Raw genomic sequence first — 25225 nt, forward strand, 5'->3', positions numbered from 1 at the left:
GAAGATGTCCGGGCAGGTTACACTGCGTACATACCGCTCAGTATGTGACGCTGGTCACCCATTTGCCAGTAGGATGCTGACCCGGTTCCATGTCTGATCAAAGGAGATCTTCATGCAAAACCTCGCCGGAATTCTCACCGATACGACAGCCCGGATTCCGGACCGCCCGGTCCTGAAACTCGACGACACCACGGTCACGTATTCGCTGCTCGATGCCATGAGCGCAAAAGTCGCCGGCGTCCTCGCGGACCGCGGGATTGAACCGGGAGACCGGGTTGCCCTGATCATGCCCAACATTCCCCAGATGGCTTTCGCCTACTACGGGGTGCTTCGCTACGGCGCCGTGGTGGTGCCCATGAATCCGCTTCTCAAAGCACGCGAAGTGGCTTATCACCTGCAGGATTCCGGCGCGAAGCTGGTTTTTGCCTGGGAGGGTATTGCCGCCGAAGCAGTGGGCGGCGCCGAGGAAGCCGGCGGCATCGAGGTTATCCCCGTGGACGCCGGCGGCTTCCTGCAGCTGCTGGCTGAGGCTGACCCGGTGACTGAGGTGCAGGACGTGGACGGGGAGGACATCGCCGTCATTCTCTACACCTCGGGCACCACGGGACGGCCGAAGGGCGCCGCTCTGACACACAACAATCTGGTCAGCAACGCCGAGATCTCACGGAACCTGCTGCACACCCTGGAATCGGACGTCATCTTCGGCGGACTGCCGTTCTTCCATGTGTTCGGCCAGACGTCAGCGCTGAACTCCGCGGTCATGGCCGGAGCCTCGATCAGCCTGCTCCCGAGGTTCGATGCCGGAAAGGCACTGGAGATCATTGAGCGCGACGGCGTCACCATTTTTGAGGGCGTCCCCACCATGTACGTGGGCATGCTGCGTCATCCGAACCTGGCTGCGACTGATGTTTCCACTCTCCGCGGAGCGATAACGGGCGGCTCAGCCATGCCGCTGGAGGTGCTGCATGAGTTCGAACGGGTTTTCGGCACTCAACTGCTGGAAGGCTACGGCCTCTCCGAAACCTCACCCGTGGTCTCCTTCAATCTGCCGGGCCCGGACCGCAGGGCCGGCTCCATCGGCAAGGCGGTGGACGGCATGCTGGTGCGCGTGGTGGACCAGGACGGCGCTGATCTGCCGGTGGGGGAAGTCGGCGAGCTTGCCGTTCAGGGCACCGGCGTGATGAAGGGGTACTGGAACAACCCCGAAGCAACGCAGGCGGCCATTCCGGACGGCTGGTTCCGCACCGGAGACCTGGGCCGGGTCGACGAGGCCGGAAACCTCTACATTGTGGACCGCAAGAAGGACGTCATTTTGCGCGGAGGTTACAACGTCTATCCCCGCGAGGTTGAGGAGGTGCTGTACGAGCATCCCGCCGTCGCGGAAGCTGCCGTCATTGGTGTCCCCGATGAACTGCACGGCGAGGAAATTGTGGCAGTGGTGGGCCTGAAGGAGGACGTCCTGCCTGCCGACGACGGCGCCCGGGCAGCGCTGCTCGCTGAGATCCGTGACTTCGCCAAGGACCGGTTGGCAGCCTACAAGTATCCCCGGCGGGTGCTGCTGACCGACGCCCTGCCCAAGGGCCCCACGGGCAAGATCCTCAAGCGCGAGATCCGGGTGGATGCGGCAGCGGGTGCGAACGAGGCGCAGGTCGAACCGCAGGTTTAGTCGACGGACCCGCCGCAGCGTGCAAGCGGGCGGCGGGCCTCAGGCCGACGGGTCCGGTTCCGGCAAAGCCTCCCCGGGCATACCGGCGGTTTTGTCGGAGCGGACCAGCACCACACCCAGAACAATAAGGGCACCGCCGATCAGCTGCACGGTGCCGGGCAGTTCGGACAGGAACAGCCAGGCCCAAAGCACCGCAAAAAGCACTTCGGTCAGCGACACAAACGAGGCCACGCGGGATCCGAGGGTCCGTGCTGCCACAATCCCGGTGACATAGGCCAGTACCGTCGAGAACAGCACCAGACCCGCCAGCGGAACCCACCACGGGGCCACCCGGCCGGCCAGCACCACGTCGCCGGTACTGAAACCGGTGGGAAGAATGCCCACGGCGCCCAGCACCACCATGGTGGCCGCCCCCACGATCATTCCTCCGGTGGCCAGCACGAGCGGCGGCAGGGAGTCGTTCTGCCTGGCGGTAAGGAAGAAGTAGATGGCAAGGCACACTGCCGCCGCCAGGCCCCAGAGGACACCCACCGGATCCAATTGCACCTCCCCGCCGATGTCCAGTACAAGCACAAGTCCGGCGATTGCCGCCAGGGCTCCGCCGATGGTCTTCAGCCCGGGCCGCCGCCGCGTGGCGGCCCAGATCCACAACACCATGAGCACGGGTGCCAGGAACTCCAGGAGCAGTGCCACACCTACTGACAACCTTTCCACTGCATTGAAGTAGAAGAATTGACAGCCCGCGACGCCAATGAATCCGAACGCAAGGATGGTTTTCCAGTTCTCATGGACCTGATGCCAGCGGCCGTGCAGCACAAGCAGCGCCGGGATGAACAGCACCAGGGCGGCACCGCCCATGCGGACGGCAACCGCCGAAGTGGACGTCCACCCCGTTTCCAGCAGAGATTTGGCAAACGACCCCGAGAGACCAAAGACGGCAGAGGACAAGAGGGCAACCGCAATGCCCGTGCTGCCCGGCCCTCCGGTACTCCCGGAACTGTCAGCCATCGTGGGCCCCTTACCCGCGTAACGTTTCACGATGCCTCCAAGAGGGCAGAAGAGAGTCCCTCGGGACCTGTCAGGTTCATTCTGACCCCTAGACCATTACACTGAGAAGACCCTGTTACCAACATGTCAGGAATCATAATGGCTTTAGGACATGACACTGCGGACTCGCTCAGCACGGTGGCAGCGCTTATCAACACCGCAGCAACCGGTCCCGATGCCCTGCTCACCCCTGCCGATTTGGACATATTCCTGGCCCGGGAGCGTTTCAGCGGGTCCCGCACGCATACCGCGGCGGAACTGCGAGCGGTCCGGCATCTCCGGACCGGACTGCGTCAGCTGTGGACAGCGGACGAAGAGCGCCTGGCAGTCGGCGTGAACCAATTGCTGCGCAACGCCCGCGCTTTGCCGCAGGTGGTCCGCCACGACGAGTGGGGATGGCATCTGCACTGCACCTCGCCCGCGGCGCCTCTGGAGGAACGGCTCGCCACGGAGGCTGCCATGGCACTGGCGGACGTCCTGCGCGGCGGCGAGCTGGACCGGCTGGGAACCTGTGCCGCTCCGGACTGCGCGGCGGTCATCCTCGACCTGACCCGCAACCGGTCCAAGCGTTACTGCGACACGGGAAACTGTGGAAACCGAGAGCATGTTCGCTCCTACCGCAGCCGGCGGGCGGCAACACAGCAGGCTGTCCGCTGACCGCAGAAGCCTGCACGGGTTTTCTTGCCCCCGCTGTCCCCCAAAGCTGGTAAGTGGTCTTGTTAGTTTAGTCACCTGCGGCTATGATCACGTTGAGCTTCGTCCGCCGTCATGGCGAACGGCCATTCAACACAGTCTCGATTCCGCGATGGTCCGGCCAGGGTTACCCCTGTGCCAATTACGGGGATGCGGTCTGTGCCAGTACAAAATGGGGGTTTCAATTGCAGGACAACTCGAGCGCGTTTTACAAACGCGTGGGCGCCTTGGGCGCCGCAACAGCACTGGCGGTGAGCGGAGCGTTTATCGCTTCGCCGGCCATCGCCTCTCCGGCCGCAGAGCCGGACATCACACCAGCCACCGCAACCGCCGAAGCGCCGGTTGACGAGACCGTCGTTGAAGAAACGGTTGTCGAAGAGGCCACTCCCGCTGAAGAAGAAGCTCCCGCCGAAGAGGCAGGAACCCTGGCTCCCGGCCTGGCCGAAGCCCTTCTGCGCGACCTCGGCATGACAGTCGAGGAATTCGAGGCAGCCGGCGAGCTGGGCAAGAAGGCAGCAGATGCCCTTCCTGAGCTCCAGGCCACCGAAGGCTACGTGGGCATTGCCATCGAAGACGGCAAGATTGTCATCACCGGTTCGGGTGAGTCCCTTGAGGCTCTTGCCCTCAAGCTGGACGCCACTTTGGTGGCTCCTGCCGCCGAGGAGGCCGAGGTTGAGGCTCCGGCAGAAGCTCCGGCTCCCGTTGAGGCGGCCGAGGCTCCGAGCGCCGAGGCCACTGAAGCGCCCGCCGTTGAGGAAGAGAAGGCCGCTCCGGTCAGCCTCTCCGGTGACTACCGCGCCAACATCGAAAAAATCCGTGCCGATTACATTGCCAACGTTGGCGTGGTGGGCCTGCAGTCCATCATGTGGAACGGCACGGGCTACGTCATCAGCGTGGACAGGGACGCCACCCTCGGCAGCTCCGTGCTCGCGAAGGAACTGGCCAAAGTAGCCGGCTCTCCGGTTGACGCCATTGCCGAGAAGTACCTCAACGTCACTGTTTCCGACTCCTCGGGTACAGCCACCCCCGTGGATGACGTGGTCAACGGCCAGGGTTACGCCAGCCCCATGGGCGGCGGGTCCTACGCCACATGCTCCATCGGCTTCAACGGCTTCAACCCTACCGGTGACCCTGCTGTCATCACCGCCGGGCACTGCAGCCAGGATGGAGAGGCCACAGACGTGGTCCTCACCGATCCCCGGGGCGACAACGCCAGCGGCAACGACCAGTTCACTCCCGCAGCTGACCTCGGAACCTGGGGCTTCTCCCAGTTCGGCGGCGCCAACAACTCGCCGATCGACCTGGAGACAGGTGCCAACGTGGGTACGGATGTTGCGGTCATCGACGGCATCAACAGCGAGCTGGATCTGCTGCCCGAGGTTACCCAGTGGGAAGATGCTGCGGACCTCACCGCAGCCACCACCAAGATCACCGGAACCACCGACGCAGTTGTCGGCGCACCCGTGTGCAAGTCCGGCCGCACCACCGGTTGGAGCTGCGGCGACGTCACCGCCGTCGGCGAGTTCTATGTCGGCGGCCATGAAGGCACACAGGAAGACATCCGCGGCGTTCTCGGCTTCGAGTCGACTCTGACCGCAAACGCGCAGCCGGGCGACTCCGGTGGATCCACCATCTCGGGTCCCAACGCCATGGGCATCAACAGTGCCGTGGGCACGCGTGAAGGTGTGGAGCGCATGTTCTCCACTTCGCTCTCGGACGGCCTGGGCTACCTGAACGGCTACACCGTTGCCGTCTTTGTTGACGCTCCGGCTTTGACTTCGCATGAGGACAAGGGCACCGTTCTGACGGGCGAGGCCATTACCGGAACCGCCACCGGCACCAAGGTCCAGCTCACCATTAACGGTGAGAGCACGGACCTGGACGTTGTGAACGGAACCTGGAGCTTCCCGGCTCCGGCCACCGTTCCCGAAGGCGGCAAGTTCGAGTTCAAGGTCCAGGCAGTCAACGGCTTCAACAAGTCCAAGACCGTCACCTACGAGCTCACCGTCAAGGAAGCCCCGCTGGCTGCTCCGGTCATCACCAACCCGGCTGCCGGCGCACAGATCGCTGATTCATTGACGACCATCACCGGCACCGGCGCTCCCACGGCCGAGGTCACTGTGAAGGTCTCCGGCAGCAAGACTGTCGAAGACGCCGAGAAAACTGACACCGCCGAAACACTCGCGGTCGAAGCTTTTGAAGAGACCGGCACCGCCACCGTCGATACCGCCGGCAACTGGGAATACAAGCTGGACGAGGCACTGTCCTACGGCGACTACACCGTGAGCGCGACTCAGGGTGGAATCGACGGCAAGGAAGATTCAGTGGAGGCAACGTCCAAGTTCGCCGTCGTCCTGATGGCTCCGGCCATCACCTCGATCGAAAACGGCCAGGAGTTCACTGAGGGCTCCACCCCCAGCGGCATGTCCGGTACCGGTACCGCCAATGCGGAGATTGACGTCACCGTCGGTGACACCACACTGACTGCAACTGTTGCCGACAACGGCGCCTGGAGCGTCAACGGTTTCCCCGCCCTGGTTGCTGGTGACTACAAGGTTTCCGCCGTGCAGAAGCTCTCAGGCGCAACCTCTGCGTCCACTGACATGGCCTTCACGGTCAAGGCAGTAGTCGTCGAAGAGCAGGCACCGCCTGTAGTGCCGCCGGCTCCCCAGCCGGGCGACCCCGCGCCGACCACACCGGCGCCCGCCCCGGCACCGGACAACAACGGTGACGGCCTGCCCGACACCGGCGCTGCCGGCATGGGCCTCTTTGCCGGAGCAGGCGCACTGCTCACCATCGGTGGCATCAGCGCCCTGCTGATGAACCGCCGCCGGATGCAGGACGCCTAATCTGCAGCTAGCGTGAAAACACCAAAGCGGGTCCCGGCCTTGTGCCGGGGCCCGCTTTGGTATTTCGTACTTGGAAACCCAGGAGGCAAGATGTCCATCCCGAAAAAGACCCGCGGCGCCGCTGCGGCACCGATTGCGGCGCTGGCCACCGCTGTCCTGTTGCTCCTCAGCGGCTGCGGACAGGATCCACAGTCTCAGGGGCCCTCTGCTTCCCCGGCTTCCGCGGGCGCAGACTCATCAGCGAATCCCAAAACCCCGGCAACCGCTGCCGCACCGGACAGCACCGCCGCCGGGACGACGGGCGCCGTTCCGGCCACGCCCTCTGGCCCCGACACAGCAACGGATGAAAACATGACCCAGCTCCTGCAGCTGCACACACAGCTGAAAACCGATCTTGGTTCCGCATATTCCGATGCCTGGATCGAGGACAACCAACTCCACGTGGCCGTTACCACCCCGGAAGCCGAGGCGGCAGTGACGGAAGCCGGAGCCGTTCCCTACCTGGCCCAGTTCACGGCTGACCAGCTCAGGGATGCTGTGGATGCGTTCAAGACCTGGCTGGGCACGGACTCGGCTCCGCAGGTCCAGCTGCACTGGCTCGGCACCAGCGGACGGACCGGCAGTATCACGGTCCGCGTTCCGGCAGAGCAGGTCCAGCCCCTGACCGATGCCGTAGCTACCCAGCAGCCTACCGGGGCGGTGAAGGTCATTGTGGAGGAGTCCAGCGGCCCCGCAACCCCCCTCGCCACAAACGGACCGTAAACGGGCAACTGGCTGGTCCGGTCCGGTTGGGCCTGCCTAGACTTGAGGGCGTCGAGCAGACGGCACCACGGCCTCTTCCTAGGACCTGTTCATGGATCAGAAGCTGCAGAACCTGTTCTTGTCCCTTCCATCCCGGACCGCCTGGATCATCATCGGCAGCTGCGCCGCGTACTGGCTCATCTGCCTCACCGGCCTTTTGACGCCGCCGTTAACGGCGCCCGCGAGCATCGCCCTGTTCTGGTTTTACGCCATGCTGATGCTGGCCCTGGCCTCCGGCCTTGCCGCCGTCGCGCTTGGAGGCCTGCTTGTCATACGGGGCCGGCGCGGCACTGTTGTATCCGCCGCCGCACAGCCCGGGTCAGGGGTGACGGATCGCGAGGACCGGGACCAACTCGCCGGACTCGGCCGGATGCTTGATGGTCCCGAGAACCTGCGGGCACCTGCAAGTCCCGCTCCCCCGGTTAAAGACCCCGGAGGAAAGAAGCGTAAGCGGCGCCGCTAAGGGGCGGCGACTGACTAGGCGGTGGGGTCAGCGGGGCGGGACACGGACGGGCGGGATTCGCCGCCGGCTTCCGGCTGCGTGCTTTTGCTGCTCTCCCGGGCGGTGCCCTCCCCGGCCTTTGGCCCGGTGGCTGAGCCGGGGGCGCCGATGGAACCGGCCCCACCGGGAATCTTGGCGGAGCTGCGGTGTACGCCGGATCCTTCGCTGAGGTGGTCCGGGTTCGGCTTTTCCGTCATGAGGAGCAGCGAACAGATCAGGAGTGAGGCGATGAACGCGATGCCGGCAGCCGTGAGACCCAGATCCACCCGCAGTTCCTTCTCGGCGCCGCCGGTGGCAAAGATCATGGTGGCAACACCCGCAATCACAGCCAGCACGGCAGAGAAAATGAGCGGGGCCTTCACGGAGTTCCGCTTCTGCGGCCTTCCGGATGAGCTGTTCGCCACTGTTGTTCCTCCTGCTGCGTTGAATGTTCTCAGTTCTACAGTAGGTAGAACCGGAGTTGTCTAGTTTACGGCTTTTGTTGGGCGGCCGACGACGGGCGGGACTGGCCGCCCTGCGACCGGGCATCCCACCGGGCTCCAAGTCCCGAAGTGGCCAGCATAACGGCGATGATGATCGCTGAACCGCCGGTGACGCCCAGCATTGCATGGGCGCCGAGATCCAGGAGCTGCACGCCAACCAGGATGACGGCCGTTCCCAGGCTGACTCCGCCGGTGATCAGCCAGTCGCGTGCGGGTAGGAAGGTCTTGCGGGAGGTGTTCCAGAGGTAGAGTTCCACCGCGCCGCCCACCACCAGGGCAAGTCCGCCGGCAACCAGAAAAGCTTCCACCGACCGCAGTGCAAGGACTGCCAGACCCGCCGCCAGGTACGCCGCGGCCTCCAGCCGCTGCAGGCCGCGGATCCGCGGTTCTCCCTGAGCCCCGGCCAGCACGGCCATCCGCGACACGGCGAATCCGGTCAACAGCAGGTACAGGCCGCCGGCAACGGAGAGTACGCCCACTCCGGGTGACTGCCAAAAGACCGTAAGGATGGCAAAGGCAGCCGCCGTTGCGGACCGTAGGAGGATTGGTACCCACGGGGTGCCGTGGTTGGAATCGCCCACTGCCGAGCCTCCGCTTTCATGTCTGCGCATCGTATGGCCGGTTGGCCATCCACAAGCTTAGTCGCTTACGGCGCCCGGTGCCGCCCCGGTGACCATCCACGCATCCTGGCGCACCCGCCAGGTCAGGGTCACGGCACGTGCACTCATGTAGCCGAGGGCAAAGGCCGCCCACAGCCAGGCAATCCCGCCCGGGCCCTCCAGCCCCGACGCGTGGACCCACCACAGCAGCGGCAGGTAGGCCACAAGATTCAACACACCCGTGACCGCCAGGTACCGTGCGTCTCCGGCGCCGATGAGTACGCCGTCGAGCACAAAAACCAGCCCGCAGATTGGTTGGGACGCGGCCAGCACCCACAATCCCGCGGTAAGTGCGGACTGCACCCCGGCGTCGGGCGTGAAGATCCAGCCGGCAAAGGGAGCGGCGGCAGCCAGCAGCGCTCCGGTGATGACGCCGAAGCCCACCCCCCAGCGGATCATCCGGCGGGTGAGTTCCCGGGCCAGTGTCCGGTTTCCGGCGCCGAGCTCCCTGCCGATGAGCGCCTGTGCGGCAATGGCCAGGGCGTCCAGGGCAAAGGCGAGGAAGGTGAACATGGTCATGACCAGCTGGTGGGCGGCCAGTGACTGCGGTCCCTGGGCGGTGGCCACGAGCACGGTGGCCAGCACGGCCAGCCGCAGGCTCAGCGTGCGCAGCATCAGCCAGGAACCAACATGCGCGGTGGCCCGGATGCCGGCGGCTGCGGGACGCAGCGGCACCCCGGCCCGGCGCGCCATCCGGCCCACCATGATCAGGTAAACACCGGCCATCCCCCACTGGGTGATACTGGTGCCCAAAGCGGATCCGGCCACCGAAAGGTTAAAGCCGTACACCAGCAGATAGTTCAGCCCCACGTTCACGCCGCAGCCGACGGCGGCTACCGCCAGCGGAGTGCGGGTGTCCTGCAGCCCGCGCAGGACACCGGTGGCCGCCAGCACCACGAGCATGGCGGTCAGGCCGGGCATCGAATACTGCAGGTAATCCACGGCGAAGGCGTGCACTTCCCCGGTGGCCCCCAACGCGGTGGCGAGGGCGGGCGCAGCCAAGATGCCGGCGGCGGAGAGCAGCACCCCCAGGATGAGGGCCAGCCCGATGCCGTCCCGGCCGGCGGCCACGGCCTCGCGGTGGCGGTTGCCGCCCAGGTGCCGGGCCACGGTGCCGGTGGTGGAGTAGGCCAGGAAAACCATGAGGCCGACGGCGGTCTGCAGCACGGTGGATGCCAGGCCCACGCCGGCCAGCTCATTGACACCCAGGTGGCCCACGATGGCGGAATCCGCAATCAGGAACAGCGGCTCGGCGATCAGCGCACCGAGTGCGGGTACGGCCAAGGCAAGGATGCGCCGGCCCAGGGAGGAGCCGGAGGTTTGTGCTGGAGTGCCCACCCTCAAAGTTTACGGTCCTCCGGGTGACCCGGCCGAGCCGGCTGAATCAGCAGTGGAACCCGTGCCTGACTCCGGCGTGAGCACCACGGCAGCGGTTCCGGCTGCGAGAGCCATCAGGGCGCCCACAAATCCACTGAGTCCGGCCCAGCCCCAGGTCTGAAAGAAGATGCCGCCGACCCAGCCCAGCAGGCTCGATCCGGCGTAGTAAAAGAGGTTGTACAGCGACGAGGATTGGGCCCGGCCCGCAGTGGCGAGGAACGGCGCCCAGCCGGAGGCAATGGAGTGGGCAGCGAAGAATCCGCCCGTGAACACCACCAGCCCGGCAATCACTGCGGGCAGCCACGCAGTGAGCGTGAAGGCCAGCCCGGCGGCCATGACGGCAATGGAACCCAGCAGCACCGTTTTGCGGCCGCCGCGGCTGGAAAGCCGGCCGGCGAGAACTCCGGCGGACCGCGAGGACCAGGTACCGGCAAGGTAGGCCAGGAACAGGAAACTGGCCACGCTCTGCGGCAGTGAAAACGGCGCGGCGCCGAGCCGGAAGCCCAGATAGTTGTAGACCGCCACAAAGCCGCCCATCAGGAGGAACCCCTGCAGATACAGGGTCAGCTGCCGCGGGTTGCGCAGATTGGCCAGCAGGCGCCCGCCCAGTCCCGGACCCGGATCGGACCGGCGAAGCGGAGCAAATCCCTGCTGTTTCGGTGCGGTGAGCATGAACACGATACCGGCGCCGGCGGCCAGGAGGCTGACGACGCCGACGCCGACGCGCCAGTCCGCCGCATCGGCCACCGGAGCGGCAACCAGGCGCCCGGCCAGCCCGCCGATGGTGGTGCCGGAAACGTAGCTTCCGGCCGCGACGGCGGCGTGGACGCGTGATACTTCCTCGTTAAGGTAAGCCAGGGCAACAGCGGGAATCCCGCCCATGGCCGCACCTTCGGCGAACCGCAGCACCAGAAGCACGGGCAGATCGGGGCTGAACGGCACCACCAGCCCCAGCACCACCGCCGCGATGATCGCCAGCCGCATCACGGGCAACCGGCCAAACCTGTCCGCTGCAGCTGACCACGGAATGACTGCTGCAGCCAGGCCCAATGTTGCAGCCGAGACCGTAAGCGCGGCGGACGATGCGGTGATGTCCAGATCCCGGGCCATTCCGGGCAGGATCCCCTGCACCGAGTACAGCTGCGCGAAGGTGGCCATGCCGGCAGCGGCCAGACCAATCAGCACACCCCGGTAACCCCGGCTGCCTTTGGCGTGCCCGGCCCACGGCTGGTCCCTGCTGCTCCCTGCTCCTGTTTCTGTCCCCTTGCGCACCATCAAACTGTAGGCCCTCCCCCTCCCAGCCTGCACCGCGGTCAGGCAGGCTGCGGTAGTTCCCCTTCGGACCTGAGGTTGCTGCGCGCCTGCTCTTCCCAGCGGGCGCGGGCAACGGGTGCGGAAAAGATCGGATCGAGGTTCAGCAGGTCGGCCACCACGCGGCGGCGGCCCGCTTCGAAGGCTGCATCATTCAGATGCGGATACTCCAGCCGAACATCAGCCAGATACCGGCGGTAGGCTTCCGGGCTTCGGCCCAGGACCGACAGATCTGCGTCGCAGAGCAGCGCACCCGACACATCCCCGGGTTCCGGGCGGTGGCCGGCCGTCAGCCGGACCAGTCGCTGGACCTCACGGATTTCCCGCCCCGGGCTTCCGGCTTCAGCGAGCAGGCTTCCGGCGAGGGAAGCTGAGTCCTCCTCGTCGTCGGCGGTGCCGCGGTACACGGCGTCGTGGAACCAGGCGGCCAGCAGCACCGTCCGCGGCGGCTCCCCGGAGAGCTGTTCCGCTGCTTCCAGCACCGCGAGCAGGTGCCGCCGGTCGTGGTAGCGGCGGTGCGGTTCGCCCCAGCGGTTGAGCAGTTCCATGCCAACCTCGCGCGCACCCGGAACCAGCACCTCCCAGCGGGCCAGAAGCGGATGCACGAGTGAGGAATTGCGCTCCCGCGCCTTGATCCGCAGGCCGCTGCGGATGAGCACGCGCACCAGCATGCCGCCGTCGACCTCCACCGCCCCGCTGGCCACCAGATCCCGGTAGCGGTGCCGCGGTACGTCATAGTGGTCCAGGTCGAAGGCACGGGTGCTGATCCCGGCGGCTGCGGCGAAGGCGTGGAGCTCGGACAGCGACGTGTCCGAAACCAGATGCGAAAACACCGTGCCATGGGCGGGCCACCGCGGCGGATCAATGTAGATCATCGCGCTGCGGGCCGGGACGGAGACAGGAAAGCCATATCCCATACCTACCGGACCCCCGCCCGGATTTCCACGCGAACCTTTCGGCATGCCCTTGTCCGTGCCGCGGGTCCGTGGTCCAATACCTGCATGAATGAAGGGGACACTGCCGTCCTGGCCATCGGAACACGCAAGGGTTTGTGGCTGGCGACCAGTACCGACAGGCGTGATTGGAAGCTGACCGGGCCGCACTTTTTGATGGAAGAGGTTGCTTCCGTGGCCCTGGATACCCGGGGTCCGGTTCCGCGGATCCTCGCGGGCATCATGGACTGGCACTGGGGCCCGTGCGTGGTCCACTCCGATGACCTTGGGCAGACCTGGAGTGAGCCGGAGGACGGCGCGGTCCGGTTCCCGCCGGACACCGGAGAAGGGCTCACGCGGGTCTGGCAGCTGCAGCCGGACAGTGCCGGGCGCCCCGGCGTGGTCTGGGCAGGTGCCGAACCCATTTCCGTGTGGAAATCCACCGACGGCGGAGAGCACTTCGAGATGAACCAGCCCTTCTGGGACCACCCGCACCGCAGCGGGTGGGGGGCCGGGTTCGGCGGAGCAGCCGCGCACACCGTTCTGCCCAGCCCGGACGATGACACCGTCCACGTGGCGATCAGCGTCGCGGGCGTCTACCGGACCGACGACGGCGGAGCGTCCTGGATACCGCGCAACACCGGCATCAGCGCCTATTTTCTTCCCGACCCTAATCCGGAGTACGGCCAGTGCGTGCATAAAGTGGCTCGTGATGCAGGTAATCCTGACCGGCTGTACGCCCAGAACCACCACGGCGTGTACCGCACTGACAACTCGGGCGATTCGTGGCAATCCATTGCGGACGGGCTGCCGGCGGATTTCGGTTTTGTCATGTTGGCGCATCCCACCAGGCCCGGCACCATCTGGACCATCCCGTTGAAGGCCGACGGCGAGCGCATTGCCCCTGAGGGACATCTGGCGGTGTACCGCAGCACGGACTGCGGGGATTCCTGGACGCGGCTCGACGACGGTCTTCCCGAGACCGATTTCAACGCGGTGCTGCGTGATGCCGCCGCTGTGGACAGCGCCAATCCTGCCGGAGTGTACTTCGGCACCCGCGGCGGGCAGGTGTTCGGCAGCGCCGACGAAGGGGACAGCTTCTCTCTCATTGCCGGCAATCTTCCGGACGTGCTCTGTGTTCGGGCCGGCATTGTGCCGGCGGGTTCCTTGGGATGACAGCGCCGCCGGTCCGCGTGGTTCTTCCTGCCGCACTCTCAGCCGATGCCGGAGGGCAGCGCGAACTCGTCCGCCCCGCGGGCCCGGAACTGACCGCAGCCGCCCTGCTGGACGGGCTGGCCGCCGACTATCCGCGGCTGGAACGCCGGATCCGGGATGAGGCAGGGAAGCTTCGCCGCTACGTGAACGTGTATCTCGACGGCGAAGAACTGCGCGCCCTCAACGGCCTGGACAGCCAGGTGCCTCCGGGCTGCGAGGTTTTGATCCTGGCGTCCGTGGCCGGTGGCTGAACGGCGGAGATCATCCCTGATGCATCATCCCTGTATATAACGTGTGAAGGCGCCCCGCCGATGGCGGAGCGCCTTCACACTGTGATTTCCCGGTTCCCTAGCGACGCCGGGAATCCGGCTTAGACCTTCATTAGGCCGGCAGCTGCAGGACCTGGCCGGTGAAGATCAGGTCATGGTGGATGATCGAGTCGGCGTTGGCGTTGTACAGCGCCTGCCATCCACCTTCAATACCCAGCTTCTCGGCGATGGTGGAAAGCGTGTCGCCGGCCTGGATGGTGTAGGTCTCACCGCTCACCGCAGGAGCAGGGGCCTGCACCGGTGCGAGCTCCTGGACCTGGGCTTCCGGCAGCACCGGAGTCTGCGGTACGACAGCCTCGGGGGCAACCTGGACTTCAGGCTGAACCGGAGCCTCCGCCACGTATTCCTGCGTGGCCTGCGGAGCGGTGTACTGCTGGGTCTGCTCCGGAACGGTGGTCTGGCTCTGGGTGCTCACAGAACCGGTGGCACCGCCGGACAGGCCAAGCTTGGCGGAGCAGGCGGGCCAGGCGCCCCAGCCCTGGCCGGCAAGAACGCGCTCGGCCACAGCGATCTGCTGTTCGCGGCTGGCGGAGGCAGGGTCACCCGTGCCGCCGTAGGCTGCCCAGGTGCTCGGCAGGAACTGAAGGCCGCCGGAGAATCCGTTGCCCGTGTTGATGCCCCAGTTTCCGCCGCTCTCACACTGTGCCAGTGCATCCCATGTACTTGCGTCGGCAGCCTGGGACGGTGCTGCGGTCAGTGCTACTCCTGCACCCGAGATGGCGGCTACTGCGAGTCCCCGGCGCACGATTCGGCTGATCTTAGACTTGGTCATTGGTATTGGCTGCTCCTAGGGTCCACCTGCGTTCCACCCTTCCCAGGGCTTCCTTACGCCGTCGCCAACCCCTTTGACGAATAGAGGTCATGGTACGGTGCCTGACGATGTGGCGACGTGAGATGGCTCGAGGCACCGAGCGCTTGCGGCGGCACCTGGAACGGCGCCCGCCTGATGCCGGGACTTGGATGCCCGGCGGGGTTCGTTTTTCGAACCGTTAACCACCATAGGGCAAGAATCGATATATAACAAAATGATAACGGTCACACAAGCTGGTGACCCGGGACGCGTCGCGGCGGTGGGTGTTCACCCCGCCTCTGGCCGGCCCGACAGCGGATTCTAGACAGCACACCAGCGGCAGGTCTAGGGTTTGACCTCGTGCTGACATTCTTCAATGCGCTCAAACGCATTCTGGTCGGGCGCCCCTACGGCAACGAACGGCTGGCGCACACCCTTCTGCCCAAGCGCATTGCGCTGCCGGTCTACGCCTCCGATGCGCTCTCATCCGCTGCCTACGCTCCGGACGAAATTCTGCTTACCCTGGCCCTCGCAGGTGTCACTGCGGTAACGCTCTCACCGTGGGTCGGTCTTGCTGTGATCATCGTCCTGCTAACGGTAGTGGCGTCTTACCGGCAGAATGTCCATGCCTATCCCTCCGGCGGTGGAGACTATGAGATTGCCAGCACCAACCTGGGCAAACCTGCCGGATTGACGGTTGCTTCGGCACTGCTGGTGGATTATGTGCTGACGGTCGCCGTCTCGATGTCTTCCGCCTCCCACTATTTGATAACGGCGGTGCCGGCCCTGAACGGACTGCAGGCGCCCATTGCCGCCGTCGGCGTCGCTGTCCTGGTCCTGGTCAACCTGCGCGGCATCCGCGAGGCGGGGGCGGTGTTCGCGGTGCCCACCTATGTTTTCATGGCCTCGGTGCTGGGCATGTGCGCCGTTGGCGCGTTCCAGGCAGCCACCGGAAATCTGGCCCAGGCGCCGTCGGCCGGTTTTGATCTGGTACCCGAATCGGGACTGGACAGCGGCCTGGTGGGACTGGCCGGAGCGTTCCTGCTGCTGCGGGCCTTCTCCTCGGGGGCTGCGGCCTTGACCGGAGTGGAAGCCATCAGCAACGGGGTTCCCACCTTCCGCAAGCCCAAGAGCATCAACGCAGCCAGCACGCTGCTGCTTCTGGGCGGAATATCAGCGGCCATGATGGCGGGCATCCTGGCGCTGGCCAACGCCACCAACGTCCGCGTAGTCCAGGATCCGGCCACCCAGCTGACCAGCAACGGCACCCCCGTCGGACCGGAGTATGTGCAGCATCCGGTCATCAGCCAGCTCGCGGAAACCGTATTCGGTGACGGCAGCATCGCCTTCTACATCGTGATTGCCGCCACCGGTCTGATCCTGGTCTTTGCCTCGAACACCGCCTTCAACGGATTCCCCGTGCTGGCCTCCATCCTTGCCAAGGACGGCTTCCTGCCGCGTCAGATGCGCACCCGCGGAGACCGGCTCGCCTTCAGCAACGGCATCGTTGCCCTGGGATTGGGTGCACTGGTTCTGATCCTGCTTTTTGACGCCGATGTCACCCGGCTGATCCAGCTCTACATTGTCGGAGTGTTCGTCTCATTCACGGCCAGCCAGCTCGGCATGATCCGGCACTGGACGGCCCGCCTGCGTACGGAACGAAGCCGGGACGCGCGGCGCGGCATGAAGCGCTCCCGGATCATTAATGCCGTCGGGTTCGGCATGACTGCTCTGGTTCTGGTTATTGTCCTGGTCACGAAGTTCACCCACGGCGCCTGGATTGCCCTGCTGGCCATGGGCATGCTGTACCTGCTGATGTTCCTCATCCGGTCCCACTATGACTCAGTAGCCCGGGAACTGGCCGTGGATGACGAGGTGCAGGGCCTCGCCCTGCCGTCGCGGGTCAATGCCGTGATCCTGGTGTCCAAGGTCCACAAACCCGCCCTGCGGGCGCTGGCCTACGCTCGCGCGTCGCGCCCTTCCAGCCTGAACGCCATCATTGTGGACATCGACCCCGAAGACACCAAGCGGGTGATGGAGCAGTGGGACCGGATGCAGATCCCGGTGCCGCTGACCGTGCTGTCGTCCCCATACCGCGAGACCGTGTCCCCCGTACTCACATATCTTCGCGAGGCCCGGCGGAATTCTCCCCGTGAGCTCTTTGTGGTCTACATCCCCGAGTACGTCGTAGGGCGCTGGTGGGAGCAGCTGGTCCACAACCAGACCGCGCTGCGTATGAAGACCCGCCTGCACTTTGAACCGGGCATCATGGTGGCCAGCGTTCCCTGGCAGCTGGCGTCCAGCCGGGATCGGGACGCTACGCCCACACCGGGTTCCGGGCTGTAACGCCTCCGAAACCGGGCGCCCGCAGCCTCCCCGGTTCCTCCGGCCGTCAGCTGTCAGCGCCGGGGGCGGACAATCCCCTGCCTGCCAGGACCGACTGGTAGGCGTAGTCCGTGAGCCGGCTCTCTGCGTGTGCCTGCACCACGTTCTCGAAGGACCGCGGCCTGGATTCCGCCGTGTACGGGAAGTGGATCAGCTCAGCGATCAGCTCCCAGTCTTCGGCAATGGTGTCGATAAGGTCATCGGGAGTTTCCTCCGGTCCGGGGCCGCCGCCCAGGACCGTCCATGTTCCCTCCGGAACGCGGTAGGCCTCCAGCCGGTCCAGGTCGGCAACGAGTTCTTCCAGGGACCCGTATTCGGTCTGGGCCTCGGGCGGAACGGACCCGTCCGGTGTCGCCAGCTGGCTCACGAATCCGGTTTCCAGCGGGAAGACGGACGTCGGCACGGGCTCGCCCTCCTCCAGGTAGGCGGGCAGCTGCGACGGCATCCAGTACCAGGCGTCGCCGTCAAGCGCGCCGCCGGGCTGGTTCCGCTCGCTGATCCAGCCGCGGGACGTCAGCAGAGCCTCACCCTCGTCACTGGTAAAGGATTCGGTGTTGCCGAAAATCCGGTTGGTTTCATGCTCGGCGCGGCGGGCCTGCTTCTTCTTGGCGACGGCCTTCTTGCGGGGCTTGGACTTGGGCACGGAACTCCTTGGATACGGCTGGTCGGGGATGGCACCGTGAGCGGACACGGCGCCGACCGGCAGCACCAATTCTAGTCGGGCGGCGGCTAGAAGCCTGAGCCGCCCTCCACCGCCATGTTGGAGAAGCGGGAGTAATGGCCCTGGAAGCCCACCACGATGGTTTTGGTGGGCCCGTTACGGTGCTTGGCAACAATGACGTCTGCCTCGCCGGCGCGCGGGGATTCCTTGTCATAGATATCCTCGCGGTGCAGCAGGATGACCATGTCGGCGTCCTGCTCAATGGAGCCGGATTCACGGAGGTCGGACACCATGGGTTTCTTGTCGGTGCGCTGCTCAGAGCCTCGGTTCAGCTGGGAGAGCGCAATCACCGGCACTTCCAACTCCTTGGCCAGCAGTTTCAGTGCACGGGAGAACTCCGAAACTTCCTGCTGCCGGGACTCCACCTTTTTGCCAGAGGACATCAGCTGCAGGTAATCCAGCACCACCAGCTTGAGGTCATGGCGCTGCTTCAGGCGGCGGCACTTGGCCCGGATTTCCATCAGGGACATGTTCGGGCTGTCATCGATGAACAGCGGGGCGTCATTCATCCGGCCCATGGTGGTGGCGATCTTGCCCCACTGCTCGTCCTTGATGGTTCCCTTGCGCAGGTCCTGCAGCCCGATGGTTGCCTCCGCCGAAAGCAGGCGCATGGCAATCTCGTTGCGGCCCATTTCCAGCGAGAAGAAGACGGTGGTCATGTTGTTCTTGATAGCCGCGGAACGGGCAAAATCCAGGGCGAAGGTGGATTTACCGACAGCCGGACGGGCGGCAATAACGATCATCTGGCCGGGATGCAGCCCCTGGGTCAGCTCGTCGAGTTCGTAGAAGCCGGTGGGCACACCGGTCATGCCTTCACCGCGGTGGCCGGCGGATTCAATCTCGTCCACCGTGCCTTCGATGATGTCCTTGAGGGGTACGTAGTCCTCCGCGGTGCGGCGCTCAGCCACGGCGTACACCTCAGCCTGGGCAGCGTTGACGATGTCATCCACTTCCATGCCGTCACTGGAGTAGCCCAGTTGGACGATCTTGGTGCCGGCGTCCACGAGCCGGCGGAGAACGGCACGTTCACGCACAATCTCCGCGTAGAAACCGGCGTTGGCTGCGGTGGGAACCGACTGGATCAGGGTGTGCAGGTAAGCCGGTCCGCCTATGCGGCCAATCTCACCGCGCTTGGTGAGTTCATCCGACACGGTGACGGCGTCCGCGGGCTCCCCGCGGCCGTAGAGGTCGATGATGGCTTCAAAGATGGACTCATGGGCGGGACGGTAAAAGTCGATGCCGCGCAGAACCTCAACAACATCGGCGATGGCGTCCTTGGAAAGCATCATGCCGCCCAGAACGGACTGCTCGGCCACCAAATCCTGCGGCGGTGTCCGCGCGAAGTCGGAGCCCGAACTCGATGCCGGTGAGTCAGTATGCGTGAGCGACACTGTGTAACCCTTTCCCAAGGTACTGCTGTGGTGCGATCCCTGCCGGTAGGCAGTTGTTTCAGGTCTATCCCGCCGCGGTGACACTTTCATGTGCGGCGGCCGCCGTTTCAACGGCACCGTCCCGAAAACGGGCAAGGAGTCGAATAGGAGGGATTCACCCGCAACCGTAGCCCTGAAATCCCCTGCTCCCAAACGAGTTATCCACAGCCCATGTGGACAAGGTGTTCATAACCCGGCGTATCTTGTGCACAGGTTGGGCATAAGGGTGTGGATAAAGTATTGATTTCTCCCGAAACATGGCTCTGACGTGGGAAAACGTCTGTCCACACCTGTGCATAGCAGGTATATTTTCCAACATTCATCACCTGGTTTCAGGTTGACAGATGATAAAAACAGGCCTAAGGGGTGAAGTTATCCCCGGCGGGCAGGCAATTTTCCACAGCCGATATCCACAGACACGCCACGGTATCGGAGCCCAGGGCGCACAACGTCCGCTGCGGCTTCCGGGCATGCAAAAGCGCCCCCCGCTTACGCGGAGGGCGCTGACGCTCTACACGCCCTCAGGGCGTGTTGATGGCCGTATTACTAGCTGGCTACGACGTTGAGGTCGATGACAGCAGCAACGTCGTCGTGCAGACGAACGTTGGCCTGGAAGGAGCCAACCGACTTGATGTGAGTCGGCAGTTCAACCTTGCGCTTGTCGATGGTGCCGAGACCGGCAGCCTCAACAGCAGCAGCAACGTCGGCGGGCTTGACCGTGCCGAAGAGGCGTCCGGACTCGCCGGCCTTGACGGTCAGGGTGACCGGCTTGGCGGAGAGTGCAGCAGCCTGCTTCTGAGCATCTTCCAGGGAAGCGTGCTCGCGGGCAGCGCGGGCAGCCTTGATGGACTCAACCTGCTTCTCGCCACCCTTGGTCCAGGTCAGAGCGAAGCCACGGGGCAGCAGGAAGTTACGTGCGTAACCGTCCTTTACCTCGATGACGTCGCCGGCAGCGCCGAGACCGGTTACTTCGTGGGTCAGAATGAGCTTTGCCATGTGTTTAGGTTCCTTTCCTTAGCCGCGGCCAGCGCCGGAGTACGGCAGGAGAGCAACTTCACGGGCATTCTTGATTGCCTGTGCAATTTTGCGCTGTTCCTGCACGGTTACGCCAGTTACGCGACGGGCGCGGATCTTTCCGCGGTCGGAAATGAACTTGCGCAGCAATGCTACGTCCTTGTAGTCGATGACAGTGATGTCAGCGGCCTTCAAGGGATTGGACTTTGGTTTGGGCTTGCGAAGTTCAGCCTTAGCCATCGTGGAGCTCCTTATGTCTAGTGGAGCCCGTGGATCATTCCACGGGATGGGCTCGACGGCGAATGCCGTCTGAGGTTGCGCCCGAAGGCGCAGGGGTGAAGGGCTGCACGCTTACCAGGGGGAAACGTGCCGCTCTTCGGTTGAGATTTAGAAGGGAGGATCGTTGGAGTCCGGTCCGTTGCCCCAGCCGCCGGCGTTTCCGCCGCCTGCGGGAGCACCCCAGGGATCGTCAGCCGGCGCAGCCTGTGGCTGCTGCTGTCCGCCGCCCCACGCGGGGTTGGAATTGCCGCCGAAGCCGCTGTTTCCGGAGTTTCCGCTGTTGCCGCCAAAGCCGCCGCCACCGCCGCCGGAGCGCTGGGTGCGGGTAACCTTCGCGGAAGCGTACCGAAGCGAGGGGCCAATCTCGTCGACCTCAAGCTCCATTACGGTGCGCTTTTCGCCTTCTTTGGTTTCATACGAACGCGACTTCAGGCGGCCCTGGCAAACAACACGCGTCCCCTTTGTCAGGGATTCGGCCACGTTCTCAGCAGCTTCGCGCCAGACAGATGCACGGAGGAACAGCGTTTCGCCGTCCTTCCAGTCATTTGACGTGCGGTCGAAGGTCCGCGGAGTCGAGGCAATGGTGAAGTTGGCCACTGCCGAACCTGACGGCGTGAACCGGAGTTCCGGATCATTCGTTAGGTTGCCGACGACGGTAATAGTTGTCTCGCCTGCCATGTTGCCTCCTGATATCGGTTTGGTTTGCAGAAATTACTCTGCGGAAACCTTTGCAGCTTCAGCCTTAGCGGCCTTCTTGGCATCCTTCTTCGAGATCTTCTGCTCTTCCGGGCGGATGATCTTGGTGCGCATGATGGTCTCGTTCAGGCTCAGCTGGCGATCCAGTTCAGCAGCAGCTGCAGGCGTCGCGGTGAAGTTAACCACAGCGTAGATGCCTTCAGTCTTCTTCTGGATTTCGTAGGCGAGGCGGCGACGGCCCCAGATGTCGACCTTGTCGATGGTTCCACCATCGTTGCGGACAACATTGAGGAACTTGTCGAGCGAAGGCTCGACTGTACGCTCTTCTACCTCGGGGTCGATGATAACCATCAGTTCATAAGCACGCATTTGTGAACCCACCTCCTTTGGGCTATACGGTCACGGCATTTCCGTAACAGGAGGTTCTTTTGCGTTGTCGTCCCGCCGTGCCTGGGTGACCAGGTGGCAGGAAAAGCGTCGGCAAGGCCGACAGCACAGACTTAGCTAGTCTACCGGACGGCGGCAGGTGTTTCTGACGCCGCGCACCCGGGCCGGCATCTGCGCCGGTTGGTGTCAGCGGATAAAGAACACTTCACTCACCCGTGAAAGATAGAAGGGATCCTGCACACCGGCCATCTCCCTGGCCGAATGCATGGACAGCAGCGGAATACCGACGTCGACGGTACGGATCCCCAGCCGGGTGGCGGTCAGCGGCCCGATGGTGGACCCGCAGGGCATCGAGTTGTGGGAAACGAACTCCTGGTAGGGAATTCCGGCGTCCCGGCATAGCCGGGCCCAGCGGGCGGCACCGGGAGCATCTGTGGTGTAGCGCTGGTTGGCATTGATTTTGAGCAGCGGACCGCCGTTGAGCACGGGATGGTTGGCCGGATCATGGCGCTCGGCATAGTTGGGATGCACGGCGTGGCCGGCATCCGCGGAGATGCAGAACGACGCCGCGAAAGCCTGCTGCCGCTCCGCCTCCGACGCGCCCAGTCCGGCCGTAATCCGGTTCAGCACATCTTCCAGGAAGGGGCCTGCGGCACCGGACCGGCTCCCGCTGCCCACCTCCTCGTGGTCGAAGGCAGCCAGCACGGCGATGGAGCCGTCCGTCTTGTTCTCCGCGGCGGCAATTAGCGCCGCCAAGCCGGCATGAACCGAGGACAGGTTATCCAGCCGGCCTGAAGCGAAGAACTCATTCTCGGCTCCAAATGTCCGCGGCTCCTGGGTGTCTGCGGCCACGATGTCGTAGCCGCCGATCTCCTCCGGCGCCAGGCCCGCTTTGGCGGCCAAAAGGCCCACCAGGTCCGCGGCGGAGGGATCCCCCAGACCCCAGACCGGGTTCATGTGCTGCTGCTTATCCAGCTTCAGGCCTTCGTTCACGGCGCGGTCCAGGTGGATGGCCAGCTGTGGAAAACGCATGAGCGGACCGGTTTCCACCAGCCGCTCCTCGCCATCGAAGGTGACCAGACGCCCGGCCAACTGGAGTTCACGGTCCAGCCAGGAATTCAACAGCGGTCCCCCGTACACCTCCACGCCGGCCTGCAGCCAGCCGAGCTTTCCGGTGGTGGGGCGGGGCTTGAGCTTGAAGGACGGCGAATCGGTGTGGGTGCCCAGAATCGAGAATCCCGTTCCCGCTCCGGCTCCTTCCGGAACGATCCAGGCGATCAGGGCACCGTCCCGCACCACGAGGTACTTCCCCGGCCCGGCCGGCCAGGAGTGGTCCTCGCCGAGTTCGGTGAACCCGGCAGCCGCGAGGCGGCGCGCACCCTCGCGGGCCGCATGGAAGCTGGAGGGGGAGGCGCTGACAAAAGCGCCAAGGTCATGAATGTGATCCAATGCATCAGGCATACTCCGATTCAACCAGAGCCTGCTCCGCGTGCGTAATGGCTGCCCGAAACCGTGGGCTGCCAACTTGTTAAACACAAAAACTCCCCACTGTGGAGGAGTTTGAGTGCCCGGCAACGGGGATCCGGGGAAAGAGGCTGCGGCCGTTCTTCCGCATCCTCCGTCCCCGAAGAATTCAGTCCCTAGACGTCGCGGCGTTTGGCCACGAGCAGGGAGATGATCAACAGCGCAACAGCCCAGGCCGCCATAACCAGGCCGCCTTCGAGGGCGGTGAGCTGCCCGGCTTCATCAGCCGGAATCAAAAGCATCCGGTCCCCGGCGTTGGTGGGGAGGAAGCGGGCGGCGTCAGGGATCCAGTCGGCCAGCCCCTGAATGAGGTTCACGATGATCACGGGGAAGACGAAGAACAGTCCAATGGCCGTCACCACGCCGCCGGCGGTGTTGCGCAGGAGCGTGCCGATCCCCATGGAGATCACGGCGATGAACGCCAGATAGGTTCCGGTGTTCAGGATGGAGCGCAGCACTCCGTCCTCAGTCAAGTCGAACTCCAGATTTTCCGCGCCGAGGATTGGCTGGGCCAGGAAATAGGAGATGAATGCCGCGCCGGCACCCAGGACAAAGGCGATGAGGGCAATCACAAGGTTCTTGGCCAGCAGGGCAGGAATGCGGGCGGGAACGGCCACCATGGTGGACCGGATCATGCCGGTGCCCCACTCAGAGGCGATCAGGACAACTGCCAGCGAGGCAATCAGCAGTTGGCCGAAGATGTAGCCGCTGGCCGGTGCCATCAGCGCCTGTTCCCGGAGCATGTCCATGCCTCCACCCATCTGGGCCTGCATTTCCGGAGAGGCGTCCGCCATGAACTCAACGGACACTGCTAACTGCCAGGCATAAAGGGCGCTGAGTCCCACCATGACGACGAGCGTGATGGCCAGGAGGATCACGGTGGAGGGCACGGTGGTGACCTTAATCCACTCCGAGCGCAGGATGCGCCCGAAACTCAGGCCCGAGCCGTCCCGGCTTCGAGCCGGAGCAGGTGTTGGTGCTGTTTGGATGCTCATGCTTATTTTCCTCCGCCGCTGATCAAAGTGGCTTCGGCTGCGGGGGCCTGTGCCTCTGGCTGCTCGATGGCCTGTGACTGATATTCGACCTGGTCCCGGGTCAGTTCCATGTACGCCTCTTCGAGGGAGGACTGGCGGGGTGTCAGTTCATAGATCAGGATCTGCCGGGCCAGGGCGGCCTCGGCGATGCTGCGCGGATCCCGGCCGGTAATCTCCAGGAGGTCCGGTTCCAGCTGCGTGAACGTGGTTTCACGGTTCTCGAGTTCACGGCGCAGTTCTTCCGGCTGGTCTGTGCGCACCAGCGTGCGGATCTTGTCCTGCCCGGCAATGATCTCGGTAATCGGTGCATCGGCAATGATCCGGCCGCGCCCGATCACGATCAGGTGATCCGCGGTGACGGCCATTTCACTCATCAGGTGCGAGGAAAGGAACACCGTGCGCCCCTCAGAAGCCAGTCCCTTGGCCAGGTTGCGGACCCACAGGACCCCCTCCGGATCCAGTCCGTTGACCGGCTCGTCGAAGATCAGGGTCTGGGGGTCGCCCAGCAGTGCGACGGCGATGCCCAGCCGCTGCCCCATGCCCAGCGAGAAGCCGCCCACCCGCCTCTTTGCCACCGGACCCAGCCCGGTCAGTTCAATGACTTCGTTGACCCGCTTGTTGGAGATGCCGTGGGTGGCAGCCAGGGCGCGCAGGTGGTTGTACGCAGAGCGCTTGGTGTGGACGGCCTTCGCATCCAGCAGGGCCCCCACCTCATGCAGGGGTGCCTTGTGCTGCTTGTAGGGCTTGCCGTTGACGGTGACGGCGCCGCCGGTGGGACGGTCCAGTCCCACGATCATGCGCATGGTGGTTGACTTGCCGGCGCCGTTCGGGCCGAGAAAGCCGGTGACCTTGCCCGGCTGGACGGTAAATGAAACGTTGTCGACGGCGGTTTTGGCACCGTAGCGTTTCGAGAGGCCGAGTGCCTCGATCATGGTGATCCTCACATTGGGCGGAAATACATTGGGCGGAATAAAATCTTGGGGGGCTTCCCCCACCCTAGAGGAGCGCACGGCGGCCCGCACCGTCCTAGAGGATGATTTCGGTGCTTTTCCGGGTCCCCCCGGAGGATGACTCAGGGAAGACCCTGAGTCCGTTCAGCCGC

Annotated in this window: 24 protein-coding genes; 8 read left to right on the forward strand and 16 right to left on the reverse strand. The window is 64.6% G+C overall.

Features of this window, described 5'->3' with window-relative positions:
• Positions 1-112 precede the first annotated feature (112 nt).
• Complete coding sequence (locus tag CXR03_RS05265) at positions 113-1666, forward strand: long-chain fatty acid--CoA ligase (RefSeq protein WP_104102406.1); 1554 nt, start codon at positions 113-115, stop codon at positions 1664-1666.
• A gap of 39 nt (positions 1667-1705) precedes the next feature.
• Here the strand turns inward: CXR03_RS05265 and CXR03_RS05270 are convergent, their stop codons facing one another.
• Positions 1706-2674, reverse strand: a complete 969-nt coding sequence (locus CXR03_RS05270; RefSeq protein WP_104102408.1) for a DMT family transporter — start codon at positions 2672-2674, stop codon at positions 1706-1708.
• 138 nt (positions 2675-2812) lie between these two features.
• Here CXR03_RS05270 and CXR03_RS05275 point away from each other — a divergent pair, with 138 nt between their 5' ends.
• From CXR03_RS05275 to CXR03_RS05290, 4 genes are all read left to right on the forward strand, one after another.
• Positions 2813-3370 (forward strand): CGNR zinc finger domain-containing protein, encoded by a 558-nt coding sequence (locus tag CXR03_RS05275; RefSeq protein WP_104102409.1) that lies wholly within the window; start codon positions 2813-2815, stop codon positions 3368-3370.
• 221 nt (positions 3371-3591) lie between these two features.
• On the forward strand, positions 3592-6255 hold the full coding sequence (locus CXR03_RS05280; RefSeq protein ID WP_146070461.1) for a S1 family peptidase: 2664 nt from the start codon (positions 3592-3594) through the stop codon (positions 6253-6255).
• 90 nt (positions 6256-6345) lie between these two features.
• Positions 6346-7017, forward strand: coding sequence for a hypothetical protein (locus tag CXR03_RS05285; RefSeq protein WP_104102412.1), 672 nt, complete (start codon positions 6346-6348; stop codon positions 7015-7017).
• Between the two features lie 91 nt (positions 7018-7108).
• Entirely contained in the window at positions 7109-7519 is a 411-nt protein-coding gene (locus tag CXR03_RS05290) for a hypothetical protein (RefSeq protein WP_104102414.1), read from the forward strand.
• Between the two features lie 14 nt (positions 7520-7533).
• Here the strand turns inward: CXR03_RS05290 and CXR03_RS05295 are convergent, their stop codons facing one another.
• From CXR03_RS05295 to CXR03_RS05315, 5 genes are all read right to left on the reverse strand, one after another.
• On the reverse strand, positions 7534-7962 hold the full coding sequence (locus CXR03_RS05295; RefSeq protein ID WP_181034495.1) for a hypothetical protein: 429 nt from the start codon (positions 7960-7962) through the stop codon (positions 7534-7536).
• 65 nt (positions 7963-8027) lie between these two features.
• Positions 8028-8621 carry a hypothetical protein gene (locus tag CXR03_RS05300; RefSeq protein ID WP_104102416.1) on the reverse strand — a complete coding sequence of 198 codons (594 nt, stop codon included), beginning with the start codon at positions 8619-8621 and terminating at the stop codon, positions 8028-8030.
• A 57-nt stretch (positions 8622-8678) separates the two neighbouring features.
• Positions 8679-10037: an MATE family efflux transporter gene (locus tag CXR03_RS05305; RefSeq protein WP_104102418.1), complete on the reverse strand. Its 1359-nt coding sequence runs from the start codon at positions 10035-10037 to the stop codon at positions 8679-8681.
• Between the two features lie 9 nt (positions 10038-10046).
• Positions 10047-11348 (reverse strand): MFS transporter, encoded by a 1302-nt coding sequence (locus CXR03_RS05310; RefSeq protein ID WP_258073496.1) that lies wholly within the window; start codon positions 11346-11348, stop codon positions 10047-10049.
• A 41-nt stretch (positions 11349-11389) separates the two neighbouring features.
• Positions 11390-12304: a DUF4031 domain-containing protein gene (locus CXR03_RS05315; protein WP_258073497.1), complete on the reverse strand. Its 915-nt coding sequence runs from the start codon at positions 12302-12304 to the stop codon at positions 11390-11392.
• Positions 12305-12388: 84 nt separating this feature from the next.
• Here CXR03_RS05315 and CXR03_RS05320 point away from each other — a divergent pair, with 84 nt between their 5' ends.
• Both CXR03_RS05320 and CXR03_RS05325 read left to right on the forward strand, forming a co-directional pair.
• Positions 12389-13495 carry a sialidase family protein gene (locus CXR03_RS05320; RefSeq protein WP_104102421.1) on the forward strand — a complete coding sequence of 369 codons (1107 nt, stop codon included), beginning with the start codon at positions 12389-12391 and terminating at the stop codon, positions 13493-13495.
• Positions 13492-13785 carry a MoaD/ThiS family protein gene (locus CXR03_RS05325; protein WP_104053435.1) on the forward strand — a complete coding sequence of 98 codons (294 nt, stop codon included), beginning with the start codon at positions 13492-13494 and terminating at the stop codon, positions 13783-13785. The genes CXR03_RS05320 and CXR03_RS05325 overlap by 4 nt, the downstream gene beginning before the upstream one ends.
• Before the next feature lie 130 nt (positions 13786-13915).
• On the opposite strand, the gene CXR03_RS05330 is transcribed toward CXR03_RS05325, so the two are convergent.
• Positions 13916-14635, reverse strand: a complete 720-nt coding sequence (locus CXR03_RS05330; RefSeq protein WP_104102423.1) for a transglycosylase family protein — start codon at positions 14633-14635, stop codon at positions 13916-13918.
• Between the two features lie 378 nt (positions 14636-15013).
• Between CXR03_RS05330 and CXR03_RS05335 the strand changes: the two genes are divergently transcribed.
• Positions 15014-16999, forward strand: a complete 1986-nt coding sequence (locus tag CXR03_RS05335; protein ID WP_104102424.1) for an APC family permease — start codon at positions 15014-15016, stop codon at positions 16997-16999.
• Between the two features lie 46 nt (positions 17000-17045).
• Here CXR03_RS05335 and CXR03_RS05340 read toward each other — a convergent pair whose 3' ends face one another.
• The 9 genes from CXR03_RS05340 to CXR03_RS05380 form a co-directional block, all read right to left on the reverse strand.
• A complete protein-coding gene (locus CXR03_RS05340; RefSeq protein WP_104102426.1) occupies positions 17046-17681 on the reverse strand; it encodes a hypothetical protein in 636 nt (211 codons plus the stop codon).
• Between the two features lie 86 nt (positions 17682-17767).
• Positions 17768-19150: a replicative DNA helicase gene (gene dnaB / locus CXR03_RS05345; protein WP_104053439.1), complete on the reverse strand. Its 1383-nt coding sequence runs from the start codon at positions 19148-19150 to the stop codon at positions 17768-17770.
• A gap of 585 nt (positions 19151-19735) precedes the next feature.
• Positions 19736-20185 (reverse strand): 50S ribosomal protein L9, encoded by a 450-nt coding sequence (rplI, locus tag CXR03_RS05350; protein ID WP_104053440.1) that lies wholly within the window; start codon positions 20183-20185, stop codon positions 19736-19738.
• An 18-nt stretch (positions 20186-20203) separates the two neighbouring features.
• Positions 20204-20443 (reverse strand): 30S ribosomal protein S18, encoded by a 240-nt coding sequence (rpsR, locus tag CXR03_RS05355; RefSeq protein WP_003800144.1) that lies wholly within the window; start codon positions 20441-20443, stop codon positions 20204-20206.
• A 147-nt stretch (positions 20444-20590) separates the two neighbouring features.
• A complete protein-coding gene (locus CXR03_RS05360; RefSeq protein ID WP_104053441.1) occupies positions 20591-21160 on the reverse strand; it encodes a single-stranded DNA-binding protein in 570 nt (189 codons plus the stop codon).
• Between the two features lie 33 nt (positions 21161-21193).
• Entirely contained in the window at positions 21194-21547 is a 354-nt protein-coding gene (gene rpsF, locus CXR03_RS05365) for a 30S ribosomal protein S6 (protein WP_104053442.1), read from the reverse strand.
• Positions 21548-21751: 204 nt separating this feature from the next.
• Positions 21752-23026 (reverse strand): M18 family aminopeptidase, encoded by a 1275-nt coding sequence (locus CXR03_RS05370; protein WP_104102427.1) that lies wholly within the window; start codon positions 23024-23026, stop codon positions 21752-21754.
• A 179-nt stretch (positions 23027-23205) separates the two neighbouring features.
• Entirely contained in the window at positions 23206-24084 is an 879-nt protein-coding gene (locus CXR03_RS05375) for an ABC transporter permease (protein ID WP_104102429.1), read from the reverse strand.
• A 2-nt stretch (positions 24085-24086) separates the two neighbouring features.
• Positions 24087-25055, reverse strand: a complete 969-nt coding sequence (locus CXR03_RS05380; RefSeq protein ID WP_104102430.1) for an ATP-binding cassette domain-containing protein — start codon at positions 25053-25055, stop codon at positions 24087-24089.
• Positions 25056-25225: the final 170 nt, after the last annotated feature.

Source organism: Arthrobacter sp. 08Y14, assembly GCF_002929455.1.
Lineage (GTDB): Bacteria > Actinomycetota > Actinomycetes > Actinomycetales > Micrococcaceae > Arthrobacter_B > Arthrobacter_B sunyaminii.

What these genes read in the sequence shown, in the direction of transcription:
- CXR03_RS05265 (WP_104102406.1), top strand. Translation starts at nt 113, where the DNA reads ATGCAAAACCTCGCCGGAATTCTCACCGATACGACAGCCCGGATTCCG.
- CXR03_RS05270 (WP_104102408.1), bottom strand. Translation starts at nt 2,674, where the DNA reads ATGGCTGACAGTTCCGGGAGTACCGGAGGGCCGGGCAGCACGGGCATT.
- CXR03_RS05275 (WP_104102409.1), top strand. Translation starts at nt 2,813, where the DNA reads ATGGCTTTAGGACATGACACTGCGGACTCGCTCAGCACGGTGGCAGCG.
- CXR03_RS05285 (WP_104102412.1), top strand. Translation starts at nt 6,346, where the DNA reads ATGTCCATCCCGAAAAAGACCCGCGGCGCCGCTGCGGCACCGATTGCG.
- CXR03_RS05290 (WP_104102414.1), top strand. Translation starts at nt 7,109, where the DNA reads ATGGATCAGAAGCTGCAGAACCTGTTCTTGTCCCTTCCATCCCGGACC.
- CXR03_RS05315 (WP_258073497.1), bottom strand. Translation starts at nt 12,304, where the DNA reads ATGGGATATGGCTTTCCTGTCTCCGTCCCGGCCCGCAGCGCGATGATC.
- CXR03_RS05320 (WP_104102421.1), top strand. Translation starts at nt 12,389, where the DNA reads ATGAATGAAGGGGACACTGCCGTCCTGGCCATCGGAACACGCAAGGGT.
- CXR03_RS05325 (WP_104053435.1), top strand. Translation starts at nt 13,492, where the DNA reads ATGACAGCGCCGCCGGTCCGCGTGGTTCTTCCTGCCGCACTCTCAGCC.
- CXR03_RS05330 (WP_104102423.1), bottom strand. Translation starts at nt 14,635, where the DNA reads ATGACCAAGTCTAAGATCAGCCGAATCGTGCGCCGGGGACTCGCAGTA.
- rplI (WP_104053440.1), bottom strand. Translation starts at nt 20,185, where the DNA reads ATGGCAAAGCTCATTCTGACCCACGAAGTAACCGGTCTCGGCGCTGCC.
- rpsR (WP_003800144.1), bottom strand. Translation starts at nt 20,443, where the DNA reads ATGGCTAAGGCTGAACTTCGCAAGCCCAAACCAAAGTCCAATCCCTTG.
- CXR03_RS05360 (WP_104053441.1), bottom strand. Translation starts at nt 21,160, where the DNA reads ATGGCAGGCGAGACAACTATTACCGTCGTCGGCAACCTAACGAATGAT.
- rpsF (WP_104053442.1), bottom strand. Translation starts at nt 21,547, where the DNA reads ATGCGTGCTTATGAACTGATGGTTATCATCGACCCCGAGGTAGAAGAG.
- CXR03_RS05370 (WP_104102427.1), bottom strand. Translation starts at nt 23,026, where the DNA reads ATGCCTGATGCATTGGATCACATTCATGACCTTGGCGCTTTTGTCAGC.
- CXR03_RS05375 (WP_104102429.1), bottom strand. Translation starts at nt 24,084, where the DNA reads ATGAGCATCCAAACAGCACCAACACCTGCTCCGGCTCGAAGCCGGGAC.
- CXR03_RS05380 (WP_104102430.1), bottom strand. Translation starts at nt 25,055, where the DNA reads ATGATCGAGGCACTCGGCCTCTCGAAACGCTACGGTGCCAAAACCGCC.